Origin of the sequence: Vreelandella zhuhanensis (genome assembly GCF_009793355.1) — a bacterium.
Classification (GTDB): Bacteria; Pseudomonadota; Gammaproteobacteria; order Pseudomonadales; family Halomonadaceae; genus Vreelandella; species Vreelandella zhuhanensis.
This window is the reverse complement of sequence record NZ_WTKP01000009.1, coordinates 37,916-60,195: the sequence shown is the minus strand read 5'-3', so window position 1 is coordinate 60,195 and position 22,280 is coordinate 37,916. Positions and strand designations below refer to the sequence as shown.

General features: G+C 60.2%; 20 protein-coding genes and 1 pseudogene. 10 read left to right on the top strand and 11 right to left on the bottom strand.

Annotated elements, in window-relative coordinates:
* The first annotated feature begins 61 nt into the window (after positions 1-61).
* The 8 genes and pseudogenes from GPM19_RS12960 to GPM19_RS12925 form a co-directional block, all read left to right on the top strand.
* Entirely contained in the window at positions 62-1,123 is a 1,062-nt protein-coding gene (locus GPM19_RS12960; protein ID WP_160419437.1) for a tartrate dehydrogenase, read from the top strand.
* Positions 1,124-1,205: 82 nt separating this feature from the next.
* Entirely contained in the window at positions 1,206-1,322 is a 117-nt protein-coding gene (locus tag GPM19_RS15695) for a glycerate kinase (protein ID WP_160419494.1), read from the top strand.
* Between the two features lie 116 nt (positions 1,323-1,438).
* Positions 1,439-2,176, top strand: a complete 738-nt coding sequence (locus GPM19_RS12950; RefSeq protein WP_160419436.1) for a FadR/GntR family transcriptional regulator — start codon at positions 1,439-1,441, stop codon at positions 2,174-2,176.
* A 176-nt stretch (positions 2,177-2,352) separates the two neighbouring features.
* The gene (locus tag GPM19_RS12945) at positions 2,353-3,303 is read left to right on the top strand and encodes a Bug family tripartite tricarboxylate transporter substrate binding protein (RefSeq protein WP_160419435.1); all 951 of its coding nucleotides are present in this window, start codon (positions 2,353-2,355) and stop codon (positions 3,301-3,303) included.
* 98 nt (positions 3,304-3,401) lie between these two features.
* Positions 3,402-4,940, top strand: a complete 1,539-nt coding sequence (locus GPM19_RS12940) for a tripartite tricarboxylate transporter permease (RefSeq protein WP_160419434.1) — start codon at positions 3,402-3,404, stop codon at positions 4,938-4,940.
* Positions 4,937-5,392 carry a tripartite tricarboxylate transporter TctB family protein gene (locus GPM19_RS12935; protein WP_160419433.1) on the top strand — a complete coding sequence of 152 codons (456 nt, stop codon included), beginning with the start codon at positions 4,937-4,939 and terminating at the stop codon, positions 5,390-5,392. The genes GPM19_RS12940 and GPM19_RS12935 overlap by 4 nt, the downstream gene beginning before the upstream one ends.
* A 9-nt stretch (positions 5,393-5,401) precedes the next feature.
* Positions 5,402-6,571, top strand: coding sequence for a mandelate racemase/muconate lactonizing enzyme family protein (locus tag GPM19_RS12930; protein WP_160419432.1), 1,170 nt, complete (start codon positions 5,402-5,404; stop codon positions 6,569-6,571).
* A 96-nt stretch (positions 6,572-6,667) separates the two neighbouring features.
* Positions 6,668-6,823 (top strand): annotated as a pseudogene (locus GPM19_RS12925) (L-serine ammonia-lyase, iron-sulfur-dependent, subunit alpha); the annotation flags it as partial.
* A gap of 80 nt (positions 6,824-6,903) precedes the next feature.
* Here GPM19_RS12925 and GPM19_RS12920 read toward each other — a convergent pair.
* The 5 genes from GPM19_RS12920 to GPM19_RS12900 are packed head-to-tail and all read right to left on the bottom strand — an operon-like array spanning position 6,904 to position 12,958.
* Positions 6,904-7,161 (bottom strand): formate dehydrogenase subunit delta, encoded by a 258-nt coding sequence (locus GPM19_RS12920; RefSeq protein ID WP_160419431.1) that lies wholly within the window; start codon positions 7,159-7,161, stop codon positions 6,904-6,906.
* A gap of 10 nt (positions 7,162-7,171) precedes the next feature.
* Positions 7,172-8,011 (bottom strand): formate dehydrogenase accessory sulfurtransferase FdhD, encoded by an 840-nt coding sequence (gene fdhD / locus GPM19_RS12915; protein ID WP_160419430.1) that lies wholly within the window; start codon positions 8,009-8,011, stop codon positions 7,172-7,174.
* Positions 8,008-10,914, bottom strand: coding sequence for a formate dehydrogenase subunit alpha (fdhF, locus tag GPM19_RS12910; RefSeq protein WP_160419429.1), 2,907 nt, complete (start codon positions 10,912-10,914; stop codon positions 8,008-8,010). The genes fdhD and fdhF overlap by 4 nt, the downstream gene beginning before the upstream one ends.
* Positions 10,911-12,467, bottom strand: a complete 1,557-nt coding sequence (locus GPM19_RS12905) for a formate dehydrogenase beta subunit (RefSeq protein WP_160419428.1) — start codon at positions 12,465-12,467, stop codon at positions 10,911-10,913. Before GPM19_RS12905 ends, fdhF begins: the two co-directional genes overlap by 4 nt.
* Positions 12,464-12,958: a formate dehydrogenase subunit gamma gene (locus tag GPM19_RS12900; RefSeq protein ID WP_160419427.1), complete on the bottom strand. Its 495-nt coding sequence runs from the start codon at positions 12,956-12,958 to the stop codon at positions 12,464-12,466. Before GPM19_RS12900 ends, GPM19_RS12905 begins: the two co-directional genes overlap by 4 nt.
* Before the next feature lie 131 nt (positions 12,959-13,089).
* On the opposite strand from GPM19_RS12900, the gene GPM19_RS12895 reads away from it, so the two are divergent.
* Positions 13,090-14,142: a substrate-binding domain-containing protein gene (locus tag GPM19_RS12895; RefSeq protein WP_160419426.1), complete on the top strand. Its 1,053-nt coding sequence runs from the start codon at positions 13,090-13,092 to the stop codon at positions 14,140-14,142.
* An 11-nt stretch (positions 14,143-14,153) separates the two neighbouring features.
* On the opposite strand, the gene GPM19_RS12890 is transcribed toward GPM19_RS12895, so the two are convergent.
* From GPM19_RS12890 to GPM19_RS12865, 6 genes are all read right to left on the bottom strand, one after another.
* Positions 14,154-14,537 carry a RidA family protein gene (locus tag GPM19_RS12890; RefSeq protein WP_160419425.1) on the bottom strand — a complete coding sequence of 128 codons (384 nt, stop codon included), beginning with the start codon at positions 14,535-14,537 and terminating at the stop codon, positions 14,154-14,156.
* A 21-nt stretch (positions 14,538-14,558) separates the two neighbouring features.
* A complete protein-coding gene (locus GPM19_RS12885) occupies positions 14,559-15,326 on the bottom strand; it encodes an Ldh family oxidoreductase (RefSeq protein ID WP_160419424.1) in 768 nt (255 codons plus the stop codon).
* On the bottom strand, positions 15,323-17,101 hold the full coding sequence (locus GPM19_RS12880; RefSeq protein WP_160419423.1) for a hypothetical protein: 1,779 nt from the start codon (positions 17,099-17,101) through the stop codon (positions 15,323-15,325). The genes GPM19_RS12885 and GPM19_RS12880 overlap by 4 nt, the downstream gene beginning before the upstream one ends.
* Positions 17,094-18,671 (bottom strand): BCCT family transporter, encoded by a 1,578-nt coding sequence (locus GPM19_RS12875; RefSeq protein ID WP_160419422.1) that lies wholly within the window; start codon positions 18,669-18,671, stop codon positions 17,094-17,096. Before GPM19_RS12875 ends, GPM19_RS12880 begins: the two co-directional genes overlap by 8 nt.
* Before the next feature lie 73 nt (positions 18,672-18,744).
* On the bottom strand, positions 18,745-19,734 hold the full coding sequence (locus GPM19_RS12870; protein ID WP_202114828.1) for a dipeptidase: 990 nt from the start codon (positions 19,732-19,734) through the stop codon (positions 18,745-18,747).
* A 9-nt stretch (positions 19,735-19,743) separates the two neighbouring features.
* Positions 19,744-21,183, bottom strand: a complete 1,440-nt coding sequence (locus tag GPM19_RS12865) for an aldehyde dehydrogenase family protein (RefSeq protein ID WP_160419421.1) — start codon at positions 21,181-21,183, stop codon at positions 19,744-19,746.
* Between the two features lie 120 nt (positions 21,184-21,303).
* Here GPM19_RS12865 and GPM19_RS12860 point away from each other — a divergent pair, with 120 nt between their 5' ends.
* On the top strand, positions 21,304-22,182 hold the full coding sequence (locus GPM19_RS12860) for a LysR family transcriptional regulator (protein ID WP_160419420.1): 879 nt from the start codon (positions 21,304-21,306) through the stop codon (positions 22,180-22,182).
* Positions 22,183-22,280 lie beyond the last annotated feature (98 nt).

Here is a 22,280-nt window from a genome sequence, read left to right as displayed (position 1 = left end):
TCTGTAGCGCCAAGAAAAAAGTATTTTACATATAAAATTTAGATAATCAGGAACATTAAATATGCGAAGTCATCGTGTTGCAGTTATTCCAGGAGATGGGATCGGCCTTGAAGTGATTGAGGTTGGCAAGCAGGTGCTAGAAACTTTGGCAAAAAAGAGTGGAGATTTTCAGTTTGAATTCGAGGATTTTGACTGGAGTTCTCAGCGTTACCTTAGTAAGGGTGAGTACATTCCCAAAGGTGGGCTGGAAAAGTTGTCAAAATTTGATGCTATCTACTTTGGTGCCGTGGGTAGTCAAGATGTGCCAGATCACGTTTCTCTCTGGGAGCTTAGGCTTGCCATCTGCCAAGGTTTTGATCAATATGCGAATGTACGTCCAGCTCGGGTGCTACCGGGTGTTAAAAGCCGCCTAAAAGGTGCCGATGAGATCGATTGGATCATCGTTAGAGAAAATAGTGAAGGCGAATATTCAGGCAACGGTGGCCGAGTTCATCAAGGACATCCTGAGGAAGTCGGTACTGAGGTGTCTGTATTCACTCGAAAGGGGATTGAGCGTATTCATCGCTTTGCATTCAATCTCGCCCAAAGTCGCCCTCGCAAAAAGCTGACACTGGTAACCAAGTCCAACGCGCAGCGACACGGCATGGTGCTGTGGGATGAGGTGTTCTTCGAGGTCGCAAAAGACTTCCCAGATGTGAATATTGATCGAGAGCTTGTGGATGCCGCGACTACTCGTATGGTTCTTAAGCCGGAAACGATGGATGTCATTGTAGCAACCAACCTCCACGCAGACATCTTGTCTGACTTGGCGGCTGCTCTTTCAGGCAGTCTAGGTATTGCACCCACCGCAAACTTGAATCCAGAAAGGGTTTTCCCTTCCATGTTTGAGCCAATCCATGGTTCAGCATTTGATATCGCCGGGCAAGGCATTGCCAACCCAGTGGGTTCATTCTGGACAGCTGCCATGATGCTGGAACACTTAGGGGAAGCTACTGCGGCTGAAAGACTTATGGCGGCAATTGAGCGATTGACTGCCTCTGGCCTACAAACAAAGGATCTCGGTGGTACTGCGACTACTCGCGATGTGACTCAGTCTATTTGTTCTGACATCGAGCAACAGTAAGGGCATTGTCGTGGCTTCAAGAAACGTGTTCTTGAAGCGGCTTTGAACATCAGAGGTGTTATTTTGATGTTGAAAAAACTCCATTTATAAAAGTACTACTTATGGAGTTGGGCAGATAATTAATCAAGCCCTGAATAAGGAAGCTAAGTTTCTTATTATAATATTAGGAGGGAGCATCCTCTGTCAGCTTAACGAGTGATCCAGGAGCTAGCCATGGCAGCCGCCACGGGTTGGGACAGCGTGGAGCAGGTCGGGTGGCGAGCCCTTGGACAAGTTCGCGTATCATGAAGGGAACAGCGGCCAAGGGAGTACGGCATGAGTTCTCGCAGCGACACAGGCGTCATCCCGGGTACCTTCCCCGATCAGCAGGGGCGTCAAGGGCAGAAATTGGGTGACCGGGTCTACGGCGACATTATCGACCACATCATCAAGGGTGAGTACCGTGAGGGACAACGCTTGCCTTCGGAGGAGAAGCTTGCACAGATGCACGGGGTCTCGCGTCCCATCGTGCGCGAGGCCCTGGCCAGGTTGCGTGAGGATGGCCTGATCCGCTCGCATCGTGGTGCCGGCAGCTTCGTGAGCCTGCGTCCCGATCGGGCGATGCTCGACTTCGCGCCGCTGGAGAGCCTGGCCGACATCCAGCGCTGTTTGGAATTCCGCATCGCCGTGGAGACCAAGGCGGCACGACTGGCAGCACTCAACGCCACGGCTGAGGACCGGGCAGCCATCTCGACGGCCTTCGCCCTGCTCGAGCAGCGGATCCGCGAGAATGCGCTGGGGGTTGATGCCGACTATGGGTTCCACCTGGCCATTGCCCACGCCACCCACAACCGCTTCTTCGCCGATACCCTGGTCTCCCTCGAGGCTCCCATCATCTACGGGCAGCGCCTGGCACGAGGGTTGGGCCAGCGTCGCCCCGGCTTCCACCTCCCCGAGGTCCAGCAGGAGCATCGGCGCATCCACGACAGTATCCTGACCGGCGATGCCGAACGCGCCTCGCACTGTATGCAGTGCCACTTGAGCAATTCACGTCGGCGCGTCTTCGAGGGATAAAAATTGACAACTTTTACAACTTTGCTAGCTTGAGTAATGAGGCTATCCACGCTGGTCGAAGGTGGAGCGCCCTGGTAGCCCACAGGCAGACTACAGCGAGACCATACACTGGCCCAGCTACCACCAACGACGAATACAATACTACACAAAACAATACAACTACGTCGGAGCATGCCATGAAATTCTCCAAGTCCATCCTCGTCAGTGCCGTGTCGGCCATCGCCCTCGCGGGCATCGCCGGTCAAGTCCAGGCAGACTACCCGGAAGAGCCGATTTCCTACGTGATCCCATTTAACCCGGGTGGTGAGTCGGACATCACGGCGCGTTTCCAGGAGCCGGTCCTTGAAGAGATCCTCGGCGTTAGCGTCAATGTCTCTCACCGTCCCGGTGGCGGCGGTGCCGTCGCCTGGAGCGAGTTCCAGAGCAATGCCGAACCCGACGGTTACGAGCTGATCGGCGTCAATATCCCGCACATTATCGCTCAGCCGATTCTGCGCTCCGATGCCGGTTACGAGACCGACAACTGGGAAATCATTACCTTCTTCCATTCCACGCCCAATGCCCTGATCGTCCCGGCCAACAGTCCCTTCGATACTCTCGAGGATCTCGTCGACTATGCCCGAGAGAATCCCCAAGTCGTGACCCTGGGCGGCAGCGGTACCTACAGCGCCAACCACCTGGACATGCTGCGACTGGAGCGTGAGGCCGACATCGATCTGACCTATATCCCCTTCAGTGGCACCGGGCCCCTTCCGGCGGCGCTGGAAGGCAACCACGTTGCTGGTGTCTTCAACTACACCATGCTCGGCGTGCAGATGGAGGATCGGGTCAAGGTGCTGGCTGTGGCCTCCGAGGAACGAGTGCCGGCGCTACCTGATGCACCCACCTTCAAGGAACAGGGTTACGACATCGTGGGCGGGGCCTATCGGGGTGTCGCCGCGCCCGCAGGCACGCCGGACGAGATCATCACAGTGCTCGAAGATGCCTTTGCCGAGGCCAACCGTCGCATTGCCGAGAAACAGGAACCGCTGGGCTTCGTGATGGAATACATCACCGGTGACCAGGTCGATGAGGTCATCTCACAACTCAAGGATGCCTACGCTCCGATCCTCGAATCAGCCGAGTAATACTGCCGTCCCTTCTGCCAAGGCCCTGATCACGGGGTCTTGGCTTTTGCTGTGTTCATCGTTGCGGCTTCCGAGGGAGCCGTCGGGAGTGCTGATTCATGGATATGCTGCTCGAGGCACTGGCATCGCTGATGACCTTCGAGGGTCTCATTACGGTGCTGGTCGGGGTCTCGGCGGGGCTGCTGATCGGCTCCCTGCCGGGCCTCACGGCGACCATGGCCTTGGCCGTGTTGTTGCCGTTCACCTTTTCCATGGAGCCACTGCAGGGCCTGATGGCCCTGGGTGCCGTCTACATGGGGTCCATCTATGGCGGTGCCTTTACCGCCATCCTGATCAATACGCCGGGGACACCTTCTTCAATCGCCACGACCTTCGATGGCTATCCCATGGCCCGCCAGGGGCGTGCCTACGAAGCCTTGGCCGGGGCGACCATCGCCTCGGTGATCGGCGGCTTGGTGGGGGTGACCTTCCTGCTGTTGCTGGCGCCGCCGTTGGCCCGCTGGGCGGTGGCCTTCGGACCCTCGGAGATGTTCTGGGTCGCGATGCTTGGCCTGACGTTGGTGGCGAGCCTGTCCAGCGGCTCATTGCTCAAGGGCATGATCGGCGGCTGCATCGGCATGCTGTTGAGTACCGTCGGGGTGTCCCCGGTGGGCGGGGAGACCCGCTTCACCTTCGGCTTCCCGCCGTTGCAGGGGGGAATCGAACTGATCGTTGCGTTGATCGGACTGTTCGTGATCCCCGAACTGCTGAGCATGGCCGCTGAGGGGCGCAGCAATATTACTGAAAGTGCCGAACTCGGCAAGACCAAGGTCGGTATCCGCCAGGTTGCGCGCCATATCCTCGGCAAACCCGTCAACCTGATCCGCTCCTGTCTGATCGGCCAGGTCATCGCCATCATCCCCGGGGCTGGAGGCAATGTGACCAGCCTGGTGGCCTACAACGAGGCGAAGCGGTTCTCGAAGGACCCGCAGAGTTTCGGCAAGGGCAATATCGACGGCGTGGTGGCATCAGAGTCCAGCAACAACGTCATGGTCGCGGGCAGCATGATTCCTCTCTTGACCCTGGGCATTCCCGGTGCACCGCCGGATGCCATCATCCTCGGCGTGTTGCTGATGCATGGTCTGCGGCCGGGGTTGAGCCTCTTCACCGAGTCCGGCGTCCTGACCAATGGCTTTATCCTCTCCATGGGTCTGGCTGCCCTGATGCTGCTTCCCGTTGGTCTTCTCGGCGCTCGCCTCATCCACAAGATAGTGATCAAGACCCCTTACCACTTCATGGTGCCCGCCATTGCCATGGTGACCATCCTGGGCACCTTTGCCCTGCGCAACAGCCTGCTGGACGTCGGCATCATGATGATCATGGGCATCGCGGGATTTTTCCTACGGTTGATCGGCATCCATGCGGCACCCATCGTACTGGGGTTGATACTCGGGGGCATCGCCGAACAGGGTTATGTGCAGACGATGCTTGCGGCGGTGGTCGATCCGATCCCTTGGTTGCGCCTGGTCGAAAATCCCTTGTCGAAGGTGCTGGCCGCACTGGTGCTGCTGGGGGCCGCGACAGCGCTGCTGCCGGGCTGGCTGGAACGGAGCGGTCGACTCGACAAGGGCGAATCGAGCCGAGGGGAAGATAAATGATCATTCGCCTGAATACCGATATGGCGGCAGGGGCCATCGGTCTGGCCTTCGCTGCCGTGCTGTGGCTGGGACGGGGTGACATCGGTCGTCTCAGCATCCTCTTTCCCCGCGCTATTCTGGTGATTCTGTTCGTCTTGTCCCTCTTGCTGTTCGTCAAGGGGTTCTTCAGGCCGGGGGGGCGCTCCATCGTGATATCGGGTAGCCCTTGGCGGCTGTTGGTCCTGATCCTCCTGCTGCTGGTCTGGTGGTTCGCCATCGGCAAGCTGGGATTCATGGTATCGAGCTTTTTGATCATGTTCTTCATCACCTGGTTCCTGGCCAGGGTCGAAGGCCCGGTCTCCTGGAAGCGCCTCCTGCTCTGGATCCCTATCATCGCCGTCATGGTGGGAGGCTTCTATGCCATCTTCACCCAGGTTCTCAATGTCCGCCTGCCCTCAGGCCTGCTGTTCTAGGAAATAATGATGAAAATCACCGACATTCGCGAAGCGCGCGTCTCCATTGCCTCCGACATCGCCAACGCCTACATTTCCTTCTCGAAGATGGATGTCTCGGTGCTGGCCATCTATACCGATGCCAAGATTGATGGCCGCCAAGTGGTGGGCTATGGCTTCAATTCCAATGGCCGCTATGCCCAGAGCGGCCTGCTGCGCGAGCGATTCCTGCCGCGGCTCAGGGAGGCCGACGCCGCCGCCTTGCTCGACGAGAGTGGGGTTAACCTCGACCCCTTCAAGGTCTGGTCGGTATTGATAGCCAACGAGAAGCCCGGCGGCCACGGCGAGCGTTCGGTAGCGGTGGGTATCATCGACATGGCGATCTGGGACATTGTCGCGAAAGTGGAGAACAAGTCCCTGGCGAAATTGCTCGCCGAGCGTTTCGACGACGGCAAGCCGGATGCTCGGGTCCCGGTCTATGCAGCGGGCGGCTACTACTATCCGGGCAAGCAGATCAGCGCCTTGCAGGAAGAGATGCGTGACTACCTCGGTCAAGGCTACATCTGCACCAAGATGAAGATCGGCGGGGTGCCCCTGGCCGAGGATCTGGCGCGGGTTGAGGCGGCCATCGAGGTGGTGGGCGAGGCCGGCCGGCTGGCCGTGGATGCCAACGGCCGCTTCGACCTCAGGACCGCCCTGGCCTTCGCCGATGGGCTGGCACCCTATGGGGTGCGCTGGTACGAGGAGGCCGGCGATCCGCTCGACTACGCCATGCAGCAGCAGCTCGGCGAGCACTACGCCGCACCCACGGCCACCGGTGAGAACCTCTTCTCCCACCAGGACGTGCGCAACCTGTTGCGCTACGGGGGGATGCGCCCCGACCGCGACATCCTGCAGATGGATCCCGTACTCAGCTACGGCCTGGTGGAGTATCTGCGCATGCTCGAGGTGCTGCGTGCCCATGGCTGGTCGTCACGCCAGTGCATTCCCCATGGTGGCCACCAGTTCGCACTGAATATCGCCGCCGGCCTGAAGCTCGGCGGCAACGAGTCCTATCCCAGGGTGTTCGCTCCTTTCGGGGGCTTCGCCGACTCCACTCCGGTAGAGGAAGGGACGATCGCACTGCCCGACATGCCGGGGATCGGCTTCGAGGACAAGCGTGAACTGATGCAGGTGTTCAAGGAGCACCTATCGCTCTGACGGCTCGCGTCATCCCCGTGCTGGTGCGGGCGGCGGTCGATCAGCACTAGAACGGAGGTTTCACAGCGAAACCGGGGCCACGATGACGACGCTGATATCGAAGCACCTCAAATGGCTTTGAGAGGTGATGGGACTCATTTTATCTCTTTGGATAAAATCATCCGAACAATGCGTGATACAGGAAAAGATATGCTCGATAAATACAAGGAAGCATCAAGAGGCGGATTGGCAATTAATACTATAAAGTGCTAAGTGATTGGTTTAAAAGTATTAAGGGTCCGCTGACCAGTTGTCCGGAGACAAATTGATCAGCAATTCCATAATCCATGGTTTTAGACCTTATCGGCCTGGATCTTCTGCACTATCTGTCGTTCGCTGAGCCGTTGTATGGCACGTCGTGCCAAGGGTGCCAGCTCGGCCTCCTCCCGCTCCGAATAGGCGATCAAACTCTGCTTCATCGGCCGCGCCCAGAAGGTCTCCAAGTGGCGGCAGATGTCCGCCACGGCCTGGGCGTCGTCCCGGCCGCCTTTCAGGTTGGCGGCGATCTGGTTGACCATGCGCACCAGTTGCGCGTCGTGGTGCAGTGACATATTCGATTCCTCAGAAATGGGCCCGGGCCGCCTTGGGGGCGGCAGGGCGATGATAGATTAGATGGCGGCCCGGGCGGGCGAAGCCCACCAGCAACAGGTCGGCCGCCTGGGCCTGTTCCACAGCCAACGCCGTGGCCGCCGAGACGGCCACTAGGGCACCGATGCCAGCGCTGGCGCTCTTATGCACCATCTCGTAGCTGGCACGGCTGGAGACCAGGACGAAGCCGTCCGGCGGAGGACCGCCGCGGCAGGCCAGAGCGCCGATCAGCTTGTCCAGGGCGTTATGGCGTCCCACATCCTCGCGCACCAGTTGAATGCGTCCTTGGCCATCGCACCAGGCGGCGCCGTGGCAGGCGCCTGTGAGAGCCTGGAGAGCCTGGTGCTCGGCCAGGTTCGCCAGGGCTCGCTGGATGGCGTCATCTCCCAAGACCGGCGCCATGACCCGGGGGATCGGGCGAATCGCCTGTTCCAAGGCTTCGGTGCCGCACAGCCCGCAGCCGGTACGTCCGGTCAGGTTGCGGCGTCGGGCCTTGAGCGCCGCCAGCCGCTGGCCGGCGATGCGTAGATGTATCGTCAGGCCTTGGGGCTCTTCCAGCACCTCCAGGTCGTAGCACTCGTGGTGATGCGCCAGGATGCCCTCGGAGAGGCTGAAGCCCAGGGCGAAGTCCGCCAGATCCTGGGGCGTGGCCATCATCACCGCATGAGAGATGCCGTTGTAGACCATGGCTACCGGCACCTCTCTGGCCAGGACGTCATCGTCGCCATCGCCATGCCAGCCGGAGCTGCCACGGCGTATTTCCACCGGGTGGTGTTCCATCGCCGGCCCATAGGTGCCGGGGTGCCGTTTCATGGAGTGGCCGCCTTGCCCGACGTCTCCCGAGCGCCGGTCAGGTGGCCGCGCTGGGTTTGGTCGAATGCATCGAAGCGTTGTTGCCAGGCGGAGGGCTGGCTGACCTTTTCCACCTGCACTGCGGTGACCTTGTATTCGGGGCAGTTGGTAGCCCAGTCGGAGTTATCGGTGGTGATCACGTTGGCACCGCTGCCCGGGTGGTGGAAGGTGGTGTAGACCACCCCTGGCTGCATGCGCTCGCTAAGCCGGGCGCGCAGCACCGTTTGCCCAGCGCGGCTGGTGATACCTAGCCAATCACCATCGCGGACGCCGCGCAGCTCGGCGTCGGAGGGGTGCAGCTCCAACACATCCTCGTCGTGCCAGCGCTGGTTGTCGGTACGCCGCGTCTGGGCACCGACATTGTACTGGCTGAGAATACGTCCGGTGGTCAGCAACAGCGGGAAGCGGCGGTTGGCACGCTCTTCGGTAGCCACATATTCGGTAATCGCAAAGCGGCCCAGCCCAATGGGGAAGTCGACCTCGTGCAAGGTCGGCATGCCCAGCGGGTATTCGGCGTTGCAGGGCCACTGCAGGCTGCCCTGTTCCTCGAGCTTGGCGTAGCTGACCCCGGCGAAGCTCGGCGTCAGCCCGGCGATCTCGTCCATGATTTCGGACGGATGGGCGTAGTTCATCGGGTAGCCCAGCGCATTGGCCAAGTCCTGGGTCACTTCCCAGTCTTGCTTGCCGGCAACCGGTGGCATTACCTTGCGCACCCGGTTGATGCGCCGCTCGGCGTTGGTGAAGGTGCCGTCCTTCTCCAGGAAAGACGAACCCGGCAGCAGCACGTGGGCATACTTGGCGGTCTCGTTGAGGAAGATGTCCTGGACGATCAGGCAGTCCAGCGAACGCAGCGCGGCCTCGACGTGCTGGGTGTTGGGATCGGATTGGGCGATGTCCTCGCCCTGCACGTAAAGCGCCTTGAAACTGCCCTCGAGGGCAGCGTCGAACATGTTGGGTATGCGCAGCCCCGGCTCGTCGTCAAGCGTCACCCCCCAGGCAGCCTCGAAGCGGCCTCGAGCTACCGGGTCGGCAACGTGCTGGTAGCCGGGCAGCTCGTGGGGGAAGGAACCCATGTCGCAGGCGCCCTGGACATTGTTCTGACCGCGTAGCGGATTCACTCCCACGCCCTCGCGGCCGATATTGCCGGTGGCCATGGCCAGGTTGGCGATCCCCATTACCATGGTGGAACCCTGGCTGTGCTCGGTGACGCCCAACCCGTAGTAGATGGCACCGTTGCCGGCCGTGGCGTAAGTGCGTGCGGCGCAGCGCACGGCCTCGGCGGATACGCCGGTAATCGCCTCGCTGGCCTCGGGAGAATGGCGCGGGTCGGCGATAAACTCACGCCAGCTCTGATAGGCATCGGTGTCGCAGCGCTTGGCGACAAACGCCTTGTCTTCCAGACCTTCCGTCACTACGACGTGCCCCAGGGCATTGATCAGTGCCACGTTGGTGCCAGGACGCAGCGGCAGGTGCTGGGCATCGCGCAGGTGCGGGGTCTTGAGCAGGTCGATGTGCCGCGGGTCGGCGACGATCAGCTTCGCGCCTTGACGCAGCCGTTTGCGCATCAGCGAACCGAACACCGGGTGGGCGTCGGTGGGGTTAGCGCCAATTACGATAATCGCGTCAGCTTTCATGACTGAATCGAAGGTCTGGGTGCCCGCCGACTCGCCGAGGGTGGTCTTCAGGCCATAGCCGGTGGGCGAGTGACAGACCCGTGCACAGGTATCGGTGTTGTTATTGCCGAAGGCCGCGCGAATCAGTTTCTGCACCAGGTAGGTCTCTTCGTTGGTGCAGCGCGAAGAGGTGATGCCACCGATGCTTTCGCGGCCGTGCTCTGCCTGAATCGCCTTAAGACGGCTTGCAGCAAAGCCAATGGCTTCTTCCCAGCTTGCCTCGCGCCAAGGCTGGTCGATGGTCTCGCGGATCATCGGCGTCGTCAGACGATCCGGGTGGGTGGCATAGCCAAAGGCAAAGCGCCCCTTGACGCAGGAGTGGCCGTGGTTGGCGTCGCCGCCCTTGTAAGGCACCATGCGCACCAGCTGGTCGCCCTTCATCTGGGCTTCGAACGAGCAGCCCACGCCGCAGTAAGCGCAGGTGGTAACAACACTGTGCTCGGGCACGCCGTGATCAATGACGCTCTTCTCCATCAGCGTGGCCGTGGGGCAGGCCTGGACGCAGGCGCCGCAGGAGACGCAGTCCGAGTCCATGAACGCATCCGCCTGTCCCGCCGAGACTTTGGATTCGAACCCCCGACCGTCGATGGTCAGGGCAAAGGTGCCTTGGACTTCCTCGCAGGCGCGCACGCAGCGCGAGCAGACGATGCACTTGCTGGGGTCAAAGCTGAAGTAGGGGTTGGATTCGTCTATGGTGGCCTGCAGGTGGTTCTCGCCCTCGAACCCGTAGCGCACTTCGCGTAGCCCCACGCTACCGGCCATGTCCTGCAGTTCGCAGTCGCCGTTGGCGGGGCAGGTTAGGCAATCCAGGGGGTGATCGGAGATGTACAGCTCCATGACGTTGCGGCGCAGCTTGGCCAGCCGCTCGTTCTGAGTGGTGACCTGCATGCCCTCGGCTACCGACGTGGTGCAGGCGGCTGGGTAGCCGCGTTTGCCTGCCACCTGGACGGCGCACAGCCGGCAGGAACCGAAGGGCTCCAGGCTGTCGGTGGCGCACAGCTTGGGAATATTGATGTCGACCAGGGCCGCGGCACGCAGCACCGAGGTGCCCTCAGGCACCGTGATCGCCACGCCATCGATTTCAAGGCTAACCGAGACTGCGCCTACGGCCTGGGTCGGGAAGGGCGTGCCGAGATCTTTGGCGTACTCGGTGTTTCTGGAATGCTGCTTGGGATCGTAATGTTCAATCATGATCTGTCTCCATCTGCCGTCCGCTGGAAGTCATCGGGGAAGTGTTTGAGCGCGCTTTGCACCGGGAAGGGGGTCATGCCACCCATGGCGCACAGCGAGCCATCCACCATCGTTTCGCAGAGGTCATGGAGCAGGGCGAGATTGGCCTCGCGATGTTGGTCGGCGCGGATGCGGTCGATCACCTCCACGCCGCGGGTCGAGCCAATACGGCAGGGCGTGCACTTGCCGCAGGATTCCACCTTGCAGAACTCCATCGAGAAACGGGCCTGTTCGGCCATGTCCACGCTCTCGTCGAACATCACCACGCCACCGTGGCCGACGCCCGCACCGACGTCGGCGAAGGTTTCGTAGTCCAGCGGCATATCCCACTGGCTCTCGGGCAGGTAGGCACACAGCGGGCCGCCCACCTGCACAGCGCGCAGGGGCCGGCCGCTGGCGGTGCCGCCGCCGAACTCTTCCATCAGGGTGCGCAGGGTGGTGCCGAAGGCCAACTCCACCAGGCCACCGCGCTGAACGTTACCCGCCAGTTGCAGCGCCAGGGTGCCCCGGGAGCGGCCCATGCCATGGGAGGCGTAGGCTTCGGCGCCCTCGGAGAGGATAAACGGCACGGCGGCCAGCGACAGGACGTTGTTGACCACCGTGGGGAGGCCAAACAGCCCTTCAATGGCGGGCAGGGGAGGCTTGAAGCGCACCATGCCGCGCTTGCCTTCCAGGCTTTCGAGTAGCGAAGTTTCCTCGCCACAGATATAGGCCCCGGCGCCGAGGCGTACCTCCAGGTGGAAGACACGGCCGCTGCCGCAAAGATTGTCACCCAGATAGCCGGCCTGTTCGGCGCGGGCAATCGCTTCGTCGAGAATCTGTTTGGCCAGCGGGTATTCGGAGCGCAGGTAGATATAGCCCTGGGTCGCCTCGACAGCAAGCCCGGCGATGGCCATACCTTCGATCAGCATATAGGGGTCGCACTCCATCGCCAGGCGGTCGGCGAAGGTGCCTGAATCGCCCTCGTCGGCGTTGCAGACGATGTACTTCTGATCAGCCGGGGTGTCGAGCACCGTCTGCCACTTAATGCCGGTGGGGAAGGCCGCGCCGCCACGCCCGCGTAGGCCCGAGGCTTTGACTTCCTCGACGATGTCCTGTGGCTCGCGTCGCAGCGCTGCTTCAAGGCCGCAGAAGCCCCTGTGGGCGCGGTAGTCGTCAATCGATAGCGGGTCGGTAATGCCGATACGCGCGAAGGTCAGGCGCTGCTGGCGGGCGAAATAGTCGATCTCCTCCGTGAGGCCCCGCGCCAGCGGGTGGCTGACGTTGCCTTCGAGCAGGCCGCTGTCGAGCAGGGCCGGGACGTCGCCGGGAGTGACGGGGCCGTAGGCAACGCGACCGTTGACGGTCTCGACCTCGACCAGGGGCTCGAGCCAGGCGGCGCCACGGGAACCATTGCGCACCACGGTCATCTCGAGGCCGCGGGTAGCGGCCTCGCGTTCGAGACGAGCGGCGACGGCATCGGCGCCCAGGGAGAGGGCGGTAGTATCGCGGGGTACGAAGACGCGAAAGCTCATCCGATCACCTCCAGGGGTTGGGTGCATAGCTCGTCGACCAAGGCGTCGAAGGCGGTGGGCGTAACCCGCCCCCATACCTCGTTGCCGACGCGAATCGAGGGGCCGCAGGCGCAGTTGCCCAGGCAGTAGACGGCCTCCAGGGTGATCTCCCGATCCGTGGTGGTCTGGTGATAGTCGATGCCGAGGCGCGCCTTGGCATGGGCCTCCAAAGCGCGGCCGCCCACCGACTGGCAGGCTTCGGCACGGCAGACCTGGAGCACATGGCGCCCCGGCGGTGAGGTACGAAAGTGGTGATAAAAACTGATCACCCCGTGCACCTCGGTACGGGTCTGGCCCAGCGATTCGGCGATGATCGGCACCGCCCCCTCGGGGACGAAGCCGAAGCGATCCTGGATGGCATGCAGGATGGGAAGCAGAGCCCCCGGCTTATGCTTTAGGGCGTCGATCTCGGTCTGGATCGACTGCGGCGTCCACTCTCGAGACTCTCTCATCGCACTTCCCCGATTCTTGTTGTCGCTGCTTATATATGCACGCGATTACATATTTAAAAAAATGCGTGCGCTACGCTAAAGATCAAAGCTAGCATAGGCTCTGAAATCACAAAATATGAAACTTTGTTCCTATGAAGCGAATCATGATCACACCCGCCTGGAGTTTCAGCGATGAGGCAGGCAACCAGATCGCCCCGGCGCTGTTCCTGCTGCTCGAGGCGGTGCATCGCCATGGCAAGCTGACCCGGGCGGCCGAGGACGTGGGCATCTCCTATCGACACGCCTGGAACCTGCTCAAGAGGTGGGGGGAGTTCTTCGGCATCGCCCTCGTCGAGCTCGAACGTGGGCGAGGAGCGCGACTCTCACCACTGGGCGAGAAACTGCTGTGGGCCGAGCAGCGGGTGAACGCCCGGCTGGGCCCTCAGCTGGAGAGCCTAGGCTCAGAGCTCAATCTGGCCATCGAGCAGCAGCTGAAGGGCATGCAGCCGGTGCTGCGCCTGCATGCCAGTCACGGCTTCGCCGTGGAGTTACTGCCGAAGCATCTTCGGGGGCTGCGCCTTGACCTACAGTACTGCAGCCCCCGAGAAGCCTTGGCGGCACTCAATCGCGGCGCCTGCGATCTGGCCGGCTTCCACCTGCCTCGGGGAGAGGTGGGCAAAGCGGTGAGCCGCAACTATCGCGACCTGCTTAAGCGGCGCAGCCACCGGGCGATCGGGTTCATCTCCCGTCGCCAAGGGTTGATGGTAGCGCTGGGTAACCCTAGGGGAATCAGCGGGGTGAAGGCACTGGCAGACAGGACGGTGCGCTTTATAAATCGCCAGGAGGCTTCCGGCACACGGGCGCTTTTCGATAGCCTGCTGGCGGAGGCGGATATTTCGGCGTCGCATATCCACGGCTATGAAACGGAGGAGTACACCCACTCGGCGGTAGCCGCCTATGTAGCCGCCGGCATGGCCGATGCGGGCTTCGGGGTGGAAGCGGCGGCACAACGCTTCGGCCTCGACTTCGTCCCCTTGGCAATGGAGGACTACCTGTTTATTTGTCACCAGCGTAGCCTGGCTGAGCCGAATTTGATCGCCATCCTGGCGTTGCTGCGTGACACGTTATTTCAAAAGGCGGTTGAGGGCCTTCCAGGGTATAGTCCTCACCGATGTGGAGTAATAATGCATGTTGATGCTCTATAAGCTTTGTAGTGCTAAACGGCACCGTCGACGGCAGCATACGCCACCATTTCTACCCGCATCTCTTCTCGCGCAAACCCGGTAACGATAATGGCGGCGCGATTGGGATAAGGCGCTGCTACATATTCTGCATACACCCGATTGACCGTGGCCAAATCCTCGCGTTGAGTCACGTAGATCAACACCTGGGTCAGCTGCTGCATGCTGGCACCCGCGCTTTCCAAGGTATGCTGCAAGTTATCCAGTGTCTGGCGGGTTTGTGCTTCGATACCGCCGTCTACCACGGCGCCATCGGCGCCGATAGGGATCTGTGCGGTGAACAGGATGCCATTACCGATCACAGCCCACTCTAGTGGCGCCCTAGCGGCGTACAGCTCGGTCTTTACCGGTTGAATCATTACGATGCCCTCATTAATCCATCAGTCGTTGTCGTTGACGCCCGCACCAGCGGCGCTTCGGGAGGCGTCAGAAGATTCCACCAGCATGCGATGAGCCAAGGTTTTCAGGCGTGCCCAGATGGCATCGTCTACCTCGATGCCATCTTTCAACATGCGCTCGCGGCAGGCCATCAGCGCGGATTCCGAGTGGTGGGCCAGCAGGTCGAGATCATGATCCGCCCCTAGAGACGGCAGCAACTCCACATGGTTGGCCATCACCAAGGTGATACCGTCGTTGGGTTCGTTCTCTTCGGGCACATCGCGCACCGAATAGATGCGCACTTCCGGCGTGGTATGGCCCGCCCGAAATCCCACCACCTGTTCGGTTAACGGCTCCTGGGCGTTGCGCCAGAAGGCGGTAATGTTGATGCCGCGCCCGGCCAAGCGCGACAGATAGCCCATGATCAGCTGACGGTTGTGACAGCGTCGAATCTTGACCACGGAAAGTCCACGTGCCCGCGCTTTCGCAAACCCTAGCTCGGTTGCCAGGCTGATACTGCGCAGCACGCTCTGGCCATGGCCATCCAGCACCGCCAAATCGCCATCCTGATAAATTACCTTGGGCAGCGCCTCAGGGTCTTCCTCTAGCAGGTAATCCAGCCCGCGGTTGAGCTGGTCCACCGCGTTAAAACCGTGGCACTGCATCCAGGCCACCATATCAGCGGCATCGGCAGCGTCACCCTCTTCAAACCCAATCCCGGTAAAGGCTTTTCGGCATAGCCCTTGCAGCTCATTAAAAGAGACTTTCATGGCGACATTTCTCCACGAGCAGCTTCATGTTGCGGCGACCGTTCGGCAGGCTGCACGCTACCCTGTGTGTACTGTGGCTGCAGCGGGAAGCTCCAGTCATCGAAGTGGCTGAGGTCTTTCGGCTCGGCGTTGAGCTCTTCCACCAACGGTGCCCCCTGGAACAGGGTGATACGCACCCAACGGTCCGACTTCGGATCGAAGCGACTGGCACCGAAAAACGCCAGCTTGGCGCGCAGCAGGTGCATCGGCTTCATGTCGCGTTGCCATAAATTGGCGTGGATATCCCCGTACGGAGCTTTTACCAACGTCTGTACGCGGCGAATAATCTCTTTATGACGAGGCTTGGCGAGCAAAAAATCGACCACTTTGGCTCGCGGTGACGCCTCCAGAAACGCGCAGATAGCGGCATGGCTATGGGCTATACGCGGCCCTATGGCAATAGGCATCTCTTTTTCAGCACCCGGCTCTTCGTGTCGCACCCCTAGGCGTGGTTCTTCTTTTTCTGCCGAGCGGTACCAGAACCAGTAAGCCCCATCAAGGCTTTCATAATCGTGGGCCAGCGCCCAGCCGTAGTGGGTCTCGATCAGCTGGCGCAGGCGCATCAGCGGCATATCCGGCTCAAGATCGAGATTTTCATTCACCCCCATCTGCTCTTCCAAGGGATCAACTTGCTCGGGATAGAGCTCGAGCAGCAGCGTGTTAATGAGCTCCTGAGCTTCCAGCGATAGGGTGCGCTCGCTCCACGCCACCAGCTGTGCCCAGAGATTATCATCCAGTGGCACGCTCTCCAGCCAGTTCAGCACATCTGGCAGAGCGGCGACTGTTGCCGCGTTGCGCTCGCTTTGTTCGACGTCTTCCGTCACGGTTTCGGCTAAATGCTGCTGGGCACGCCGCGTCAGTGCCATCAGCCGCGCACGCTCTGCTTCGCTGGGCACCTGGTGCTGGGCCAGCGCCAATGCCGTTTCACGCTGGGTCACCCACTGGGCAATTAGCTGCGGGTGATTGATCAGAAATGGCGCCATGCCCAGCCCCGTCGAATTGCCGATACCCAAGTAGCGGCGCAGTTCGGTGGCAAGCTCGCAGGCGGTTTCAGGTGATTGGCAGCGGGCCAAATGCTCCACCTGTTCAATGGAGAAGTGGCGCAGCAGATAAACACCGGCCATTTGCGCCGAGAAGGGGCGGCGGAAATCCGGGTTGTCATACAGGCGGGCGAAGTCGGCAATACCAAACTTTCCGTTACCGTAGACGGCCGTGGTGCGGTAGAGGTAACCGACCCGTGTCAGCCACTGCGGGTCCGGCTGCTTGCCGTTGGCTAGCGTTTCCACAAAGTGGGCAAAGTTGCGCAGGCTTTTGTTGGCACGGGAAAGCACCAATACCTGTGAATGCTGGCGGCCCGCCTCCTGAAGCGGCACGTTGGCTGCCATCTGCGCCAGCAGGCTGTCGTCCACGTCGCCTTCCACCAGGCCGAAGGTGATATCCCAGGCCTCGGCAATCACTCGGTCGGAGCGGCATTCGTCATCTAGCGCCTGGGCAAACATGACCCCGTGGTAACGGCCGTAAGGCGTTTGCAAACGATATATCGCCGTACCATAGCCGTTATCGTCGAGGTCGAAACGTACCCGGCTCACCTGCCAACGCTGACGCCCCATCTGGCGCATCAAGGTGCGGACAAAACTCAAGCGGCATGCATGCAGGCTGCCCAAGCGCTCGAGACGCATCACCTCGTCAGCGGGGCGCAGATTCAAAGGCGCCAGCGCCCATTCGCGGTTACTCATGTGTCATCACCTTCTTGCGTGTGGTCAAACCTTGCTCACGCGCCATGGCGTAAGCCGCCTGTGGCCCCAGCCACAGCGATGGCAGTAGCACCAGAGAAACCGGAATCGCAGTAATTACGATAAATTGCTGCAGTACGCTGATCTGTCCCGCCCCCATGTAGAGCAGAATGGCCGCCATTAGCGACATGGTGATGCCCCAGAAAATACGCACGGCGGTGTGCGGCCGATCGTGCCCGGTGCACACCACGGCAATCGCGTAGCTCATGGAGTCACCGGTGGTGGCCACAAAGATGGTGGTCAACAGCAGGATGGCCAGCGCCATCAGCGTGCCACCCGGCAGCGCCTGCGCAACGGTCAGCGTCGCCACATCGAACTGGAAGTTATTGAGCGCCTCAGCCAAGTCGATCACACCGGTCAGCTGGTAATGAATACCGGCACCGCCTAGCAGCGTAAACCAGACGGTGGTGGCGATGGGCGCCATCACGGCCACCGCGAGAATCATCTGGCGGATAGTGCGGCCACGCGAGATACGCGCCACAAAAATCGCCATCAGCGGGCCGTAACCGATGAACCAGGCAAAGAAAAATACCGTCCACCACTGCATCCACCAGTCCGGCGCGGTCTCCGAAGTCATGGTCGCCATGGTGAAAAACGAGCTGATGTACTCGCCGAAGCCCTGCAGATAGGCATTGGTGAGGAACAGCGTAGGACCGAAGATAAAAATCACCGCGGCGATGGCCAGCGCCAGAAACACGTTGATACGACTGAGTAGTTGAATACCACGATGAATGCCGGTAGCCGCCGAGGTCACATAAAGTGCACCCAGCACCACCAGGATCACCAACTGAGTGGCATAACCTGAACTCAAGCCAAACAGTTCATGCAGGCCGAAGCTCACCTGCGTGGCCAGAAAGCCAATCGGCCCGACAGTGCCGGCCACCACGGCAATGACGCAGCAGGCATCGACTACGCCACCCAACCAGCTACGCATTAAGCGCTCGCCCAGCACCGGGTAGAGCAGGGTACGCGGCTGTAACGGTAGGCCGCGGTCGTAGTGCCAGTAAGCCAGCACAATAGCGGTGAGCGAGCCGAGTACCGCCCAGGCCAGAAAGCCCCAGTGCATAAACGACTGCGCCAGCGCACCGGCAATTGCTTCCACCGTGCCCGCCTCGCTATCGAACGCGGGCGGTGTGACCACAAAGTGGTACACAGGCTCCCCCGCGGCGAAGAACACGCCGCCGCCGGCCAGCAGGGTACACATGATGATCGATAGCCATTTAAAGGTACTCAGCTCCGGCGACTCCAGCCCGCCCACTTTGGCGCTGGCTGCCGGTGAAATCGCCAAGCCAATGGCGATAAAGAATGTCAGCAGCAGCAGCAGCTGGAAATAGGAGCCAAGTACTGCGGCGGTCCAGGCAAACCCGACGGAAATAGCCCCTTCGACGCCCTCTATATTTACCAAGGAGAGCAGCACAAAAAGGATAACAAAACCGCCGCTGAGCCCGAGCACAACCGGGTCGCCGAACTTGCCGAGCCCTGAAGCAGGGGCTTTATCTTGGGGTGAGTTCATGGGAAACCTCGTTATTGATTGTTGTAGTGGTAGAAGGCTTGTGGTGATACTCGGTGGTGGTCAATCGTTATCGTCACACCATGGGTGTGGTCGTGCGCTCCAGCAGGGCAAGCCAGTTGCGCCCCATGATGCGAGCGATTTCCTCTTCACCAAACCCCTTGTCGCGTAGCCCTTCAATCAGATTGGGGAAGTCACGGCTATCGCGCAGCCAGGCAAGCGGCTGTGGCCAGCCAGCATTGCTGGCGCTGCCTTCACCGTAATCCATCTCTTTCGACCAGCGACCATTGCGCATCCAATCCAGCACCGATGTTGGCTGGTTCTGGCAAAGATCCGTGCCCAGCCCGACATGTTCGATACCCATCAGATCAACGGTGCGAGCAATCATGTCGCAATAATCTTCCAACGTGCAGTCAGGGCCATTCTTGAGATGGAAAGGGTAGGCCGAAAAGCCCAGCAAGCCGTCATTTTCCGCAATCGCCTTGAGTACCTTGTCAGACTTGTTGCGCTTGGCCGCGTGGAAGAAGCTCGGGTTGGCATGGGAAATAATCACCGGGCGCTCGGAAAGCTCGATGGCCTCCAGGGTGGAGCGCTCGCTGCTGTGGGACATATCGATCACCATGCCGACTCGGTTCATCTCGCGTATCACTTGGCGGCCAAACCGGGTAATACCGCTGTCTTCGCTTTCGTAACAGCCGCACGCCAACAAGCTCTGATTGTTGTAGGTGAGCTGCATGATCAGAAGCCCCAGCTGGCGCAGCACGGTCACCATGTCGATATCATCTTCGATCGGCGAGCAGTTCTGCGCACCGAAGAAGATGCCCACCTTGCCCACCTGCTGGGCACGCAGAATATCGCTGGGTGCCTGCACCGGCATGATCAGATCGCTATGGGCTTCAAAGCGGCGATTCCATTCGCCAATACGCGTTAGCGTCTCACGGGTGGTTTCGTGATACACCAGCGTTGCATGGACGGCATCCACACCGCCCTCGCGCATCTGTTCAAAAATTTCGCGGGACCAGTGGGAGTACTGCAGCCCATCAACGGTCAGCATCTGCTTGGACATGCCCACTCCTTACGCTTTCACGTAGCAGGTCTTCACGACAGTGTAGAACTCGCGGGCATAGCGTCCCTGCTCACGCGGGCCGAAACTAGAGTCCTTGCGACCGCCAAACGGTACATGGTAATCAGTGCCTGCAGTGGGCAGATTGACCATCACACAGCCCGTCTCTGCCTCCGCTTTGAAACGGCTGGAAAGCGCCAGGGAGTCGGTGATGATGCCTGCCGTCAGGCCAAAGTTAGTGTCGTTCAACGTGGTAATCGCTTCGTCCATATCTGTCACTTTGATCACGCAGGCAATCGGGCCGAAGACTTCTTCGCGGTTGATGGCCATCTCGTTGGTGGTATCAGTGAACAGGGCTGGCACCATGAAATATCCGTCACTGCTGCAGTTCACCCGTTCGCCACCGAAGGCCAACTGAGCCCCATCGGCCTTGGCGCGTTCGATCCAGGCCAGGTTGGATTCCAGCTGGCGGGCATCGGCCACCGGGCCGATCTGCACGCCTTCTTCCAACGCTGGCCCGACCTTGGCGTTCGCTAGCCGCGCACTCAACTTGTCAACAAACACATCATGTACTGCCTGATGCACAATCAACCGTGAGGAGGCGGTGCACTTCTGGCCGGTACTGGAATACGCGCCGTTGAACGCGGCCTCCACCGCCAGATCCAGATCGGCATCTTCGGCGACAATCAGCGCATTCTTGGAACCCATCTCTAGCTGACATTTAACCAGATTGCCTGCGGTGGCAGCGGCAATACGACGCCCAACTTCCAGCGAGCCGGTAAACGTCAGCGCATTGATGGCGGGGCTTGTGATTAATGCTTCGCCGACACGTCCGCCGCTACCCATCAGCAGGTTGAAAGTACCCGCGGGTAAGGCCTGACGACTGATAATCTCGGTCAATGCCCAAGCACTGGCAGGCACCAGATTCGCAGGCTTGAAAATCACCGCATTACCAAAAGCTAGCGCCGGAGCAATCTTCCACACCGCCGTCGCCATGGGGAAATTCCACGGGCTGATAATGCCGACCACGCCCACCGGTTCACGGCGAGTTTCCACTTGAACACCGGGGCGCACTGAATCCACCCGTTCATCAATCTGGCGCAACACTTCAGCGGCGTAATAGTGGAAAAATTGTGCCGAACGGGCCACTTCGCCGATTCCTTCCGCCAGCGGCTTGCCCTCTTCCCGTGACAGCAGACGTCCAAGCTCTTCCTTGCGCGCCATCAATTCGTCGCCAATCGCCATCAGCACGCTATAGCGCTGCTCCAGCCCACTTTTGCCCCATTCCCGCTGGCCCGAGCGGGCAGCGGTGATGGCGGCTTCGACCTGCACCGTGCTTGCCTGGGCGTAGTCGCCGATCACATCGGAAAGGTCGGAAGGATTGACATTCGTGATGTGGCTTTCACCGTCGACCCATTGGCCGTTGATATAGAGCGAGTGTAGGGATGACATAATTACCTCCTTTGAAGTCATTGACGACATGCTAGAGGAGGTATAGAGATAAGAGTAATCAATAATTCAGATAATATGATAAGAAAAGCTTACCATTCAAAACGGACTATAAAGCGGATCATGCTACCCGAACTGAAATTGACGCCGTTGCGCTACGTGCTTGCTATCATCGATGAAGGGGGCTTCCACGCGGCGGCCAAGCAGCTGCACCGCAGTCAGCCAGCCATTTCCATGGCCGTGCGTGATCTGGAAGAGCGCCTTGGCCAGCCGCTGTTCGAGAAAGGCAATGGTAAAGCCATGTTGACGCCTTTCGGCCACTGGTGTGAACCGCGTTTTCGCGAGCTGGTTGCCCATCACGACCGAGTGTGCAGTGATGCGCTGGCAATTACCCGCCAGCAGCGAGGGCGCGTGGATATTGCCGCCGTGCCCTCGGTTGCCAGCCGCCTGATGCCTACGCTACTGGCCGGCTTTTTGGCATCTTACCCCGGCATCGGTATCAGCCTTCAAGATGGCCACTCCGAACGGGTCAACGAGATGGTACTCAAAGGCGAGGTTGAACTTGGAATTACCAGTCTGTGGATGCCTGATGACACACTGAGCTTTACCGAACTGTTGCATGATGATATCGGGGTTGTATGCCGTGATGATCATCCTCTAGCCCAACAAACCGCTCTGCATTGGCATACGCTCAAACCCTATCCCCTCATCTGCAACGGCACTTCGCGCCTGCTGGAAGGGTCTCCAGCGGCTGAGCTACTGACGCACAGCACACTCTACATCTCCAACATGATTTCGCTCACCGCCATGCTCGAAGCCGGGGTCGGAATTACCACACTGCCTCGCTTGGCGTTTCCGGAAGAGTATGAGCGCCTACGCTTCGTACCGCTCACGTCACCCTATCTGGAGCGCCGTATTGGCCTTCTTAAACGCGCTGAACGAAGCCTCTCACCTGCTGCAGAAGCCATGTGCGCGTATCTTCTGCGCCAGCTTAATCATTAATAAAAGGCCCGGGACGTCGAAATAGCCCTTGGCCATCGTCTTCGGCGGCGAGTTTGTCTGGTGGCGCCCGTCCGAGGGCAGCGTTCATGCCTGGGAGC

Coding starts and splice junctions, on each gene's coding strand:
- GPM19_RS12960 (WP_160419437.1), top strand. CDS start 62: ATGCGAAGTCATCGTGTTGCAGTTATTCCAGGAGATGGGATCGGCCTT.
- GPM19_RS12950 (WP_160419436.1), top strand. CDS start 1,439: ATGAGTTCTCGCAGCGACACAGGCGTCATCCCGGGTACCTTCCCCGAT.
- GPM19_RS12945 (WP_160419435.1), top strand. CDS start 2,353: ATGAAATTCTCCAAGTCCATCCTCGTCAGTGCCGTGTCGGCCATCGCC.
- GPM19_RS12940 (WP_160419434.1), top strand. CDS start 3,402: ATGGATATGCTGCTCGAGGCACTGGCATCGCTGATGACCTTCGAGGGT.
- GPM19_RS12935 (WP_160419433.1), top strand. CDS start 4,937: ATGATCATTCGCCTGAATACCGATATGGCGGCAGGGGCCATCGGTCTG.
- GPM19_RS12930 (WP_160419432.1), top strand. CDS start 5,402: ATGAAAATCACCGACATTCGCGAAGCGCGCGTCTCCATTGCCTCCGAC.
- GPM19_RS12920 (WP_160419431.1), bottom strand. CDS start 7,161: ATGTCACTGCACCACGACGCGCAACTGGTGCGCATGGTCAACCAGATC.
- fdhD (WP_160419430.1), bottom strand. CDS start 8,011: ATGAAACGGCACCCCGGCACCTATGGGCCGGCGATGGAACACCACCCG.
- fdhF (WP_160419429.1), bottom strand. CDS start 10,914: ATGATTGAACATTACGATCCCAAGCAGCATTCCAGAAACACCGAGTAC.
- GPM19_RS12905 (WP_160419428.1), bottom strand. CDS start 12,467: ATGAGCTTTCGCGTCTTCGTACCCCGCGATACTACCGCCCTCTCCCTG.
- GPM19_RS12900 (WP_160419427.1), bottom strand. CDS start 12,958: ATGAGAGAGTCTCGAGAGTGGACGCCGCAGTCGATCCAGACCGAGATC.
- GPM19_RS12895 (WP_160419426.1), top strand. CDS start 13,090: ATGAAGCGAATCATGATCACACCCGCCTGGAGTTTCAGCGATGAGGCA.
- GPM19_RS12890 (WP_160419425.1), bottom strand. CDS start 14,537: ATGATTCAACCGGTAAAGACCGAGCTGTACGCCGCTAGGGCGCCACTA.
- GPM19_RS12885 (WP_160419424.1), bottom strand. CDS start 15,326: ATGAAAGTCTCTTTTAATGAGCTGCAAGGGCTATGCCGAAAAGCCTTT.
- GPM19_RS12880 (WP_160419423.1), bottom strand. CDS start 17,101: ATGAGTAACCGCGAATGGGCGCTGGCGCCTTTGAATCTGCGCCCCGCT.
- GPM19_RS12875 (WP_160419422.1), bottom strand. CDS start 18,671: ATGAACTCACCCCAAGATAAAGCCCCTGCTTCAGGGCTCGGCAAGTTC.
- GPM19_RS12870 (WP_202114828.1), bottom strand. CDS start 19,734: ATGTCCAAGCAGATGCTGACCGTTGATGGGCTGCAGTACTCCCACTGG.
- GPM19_RS12865 (WP_160419421.1), bottom strand. CDS start 21,183: ATGTCATCCCTACACTCGCTCTATATCAACGGCCAATGGGTCGACGGT.
- GPM19_RS12860 (WP_160419420.1), top strand. CDS start 21,304: ATGCTACCCGAACTGAAATTGACGCCGTTGCGCTACGTGCTTGCTATC.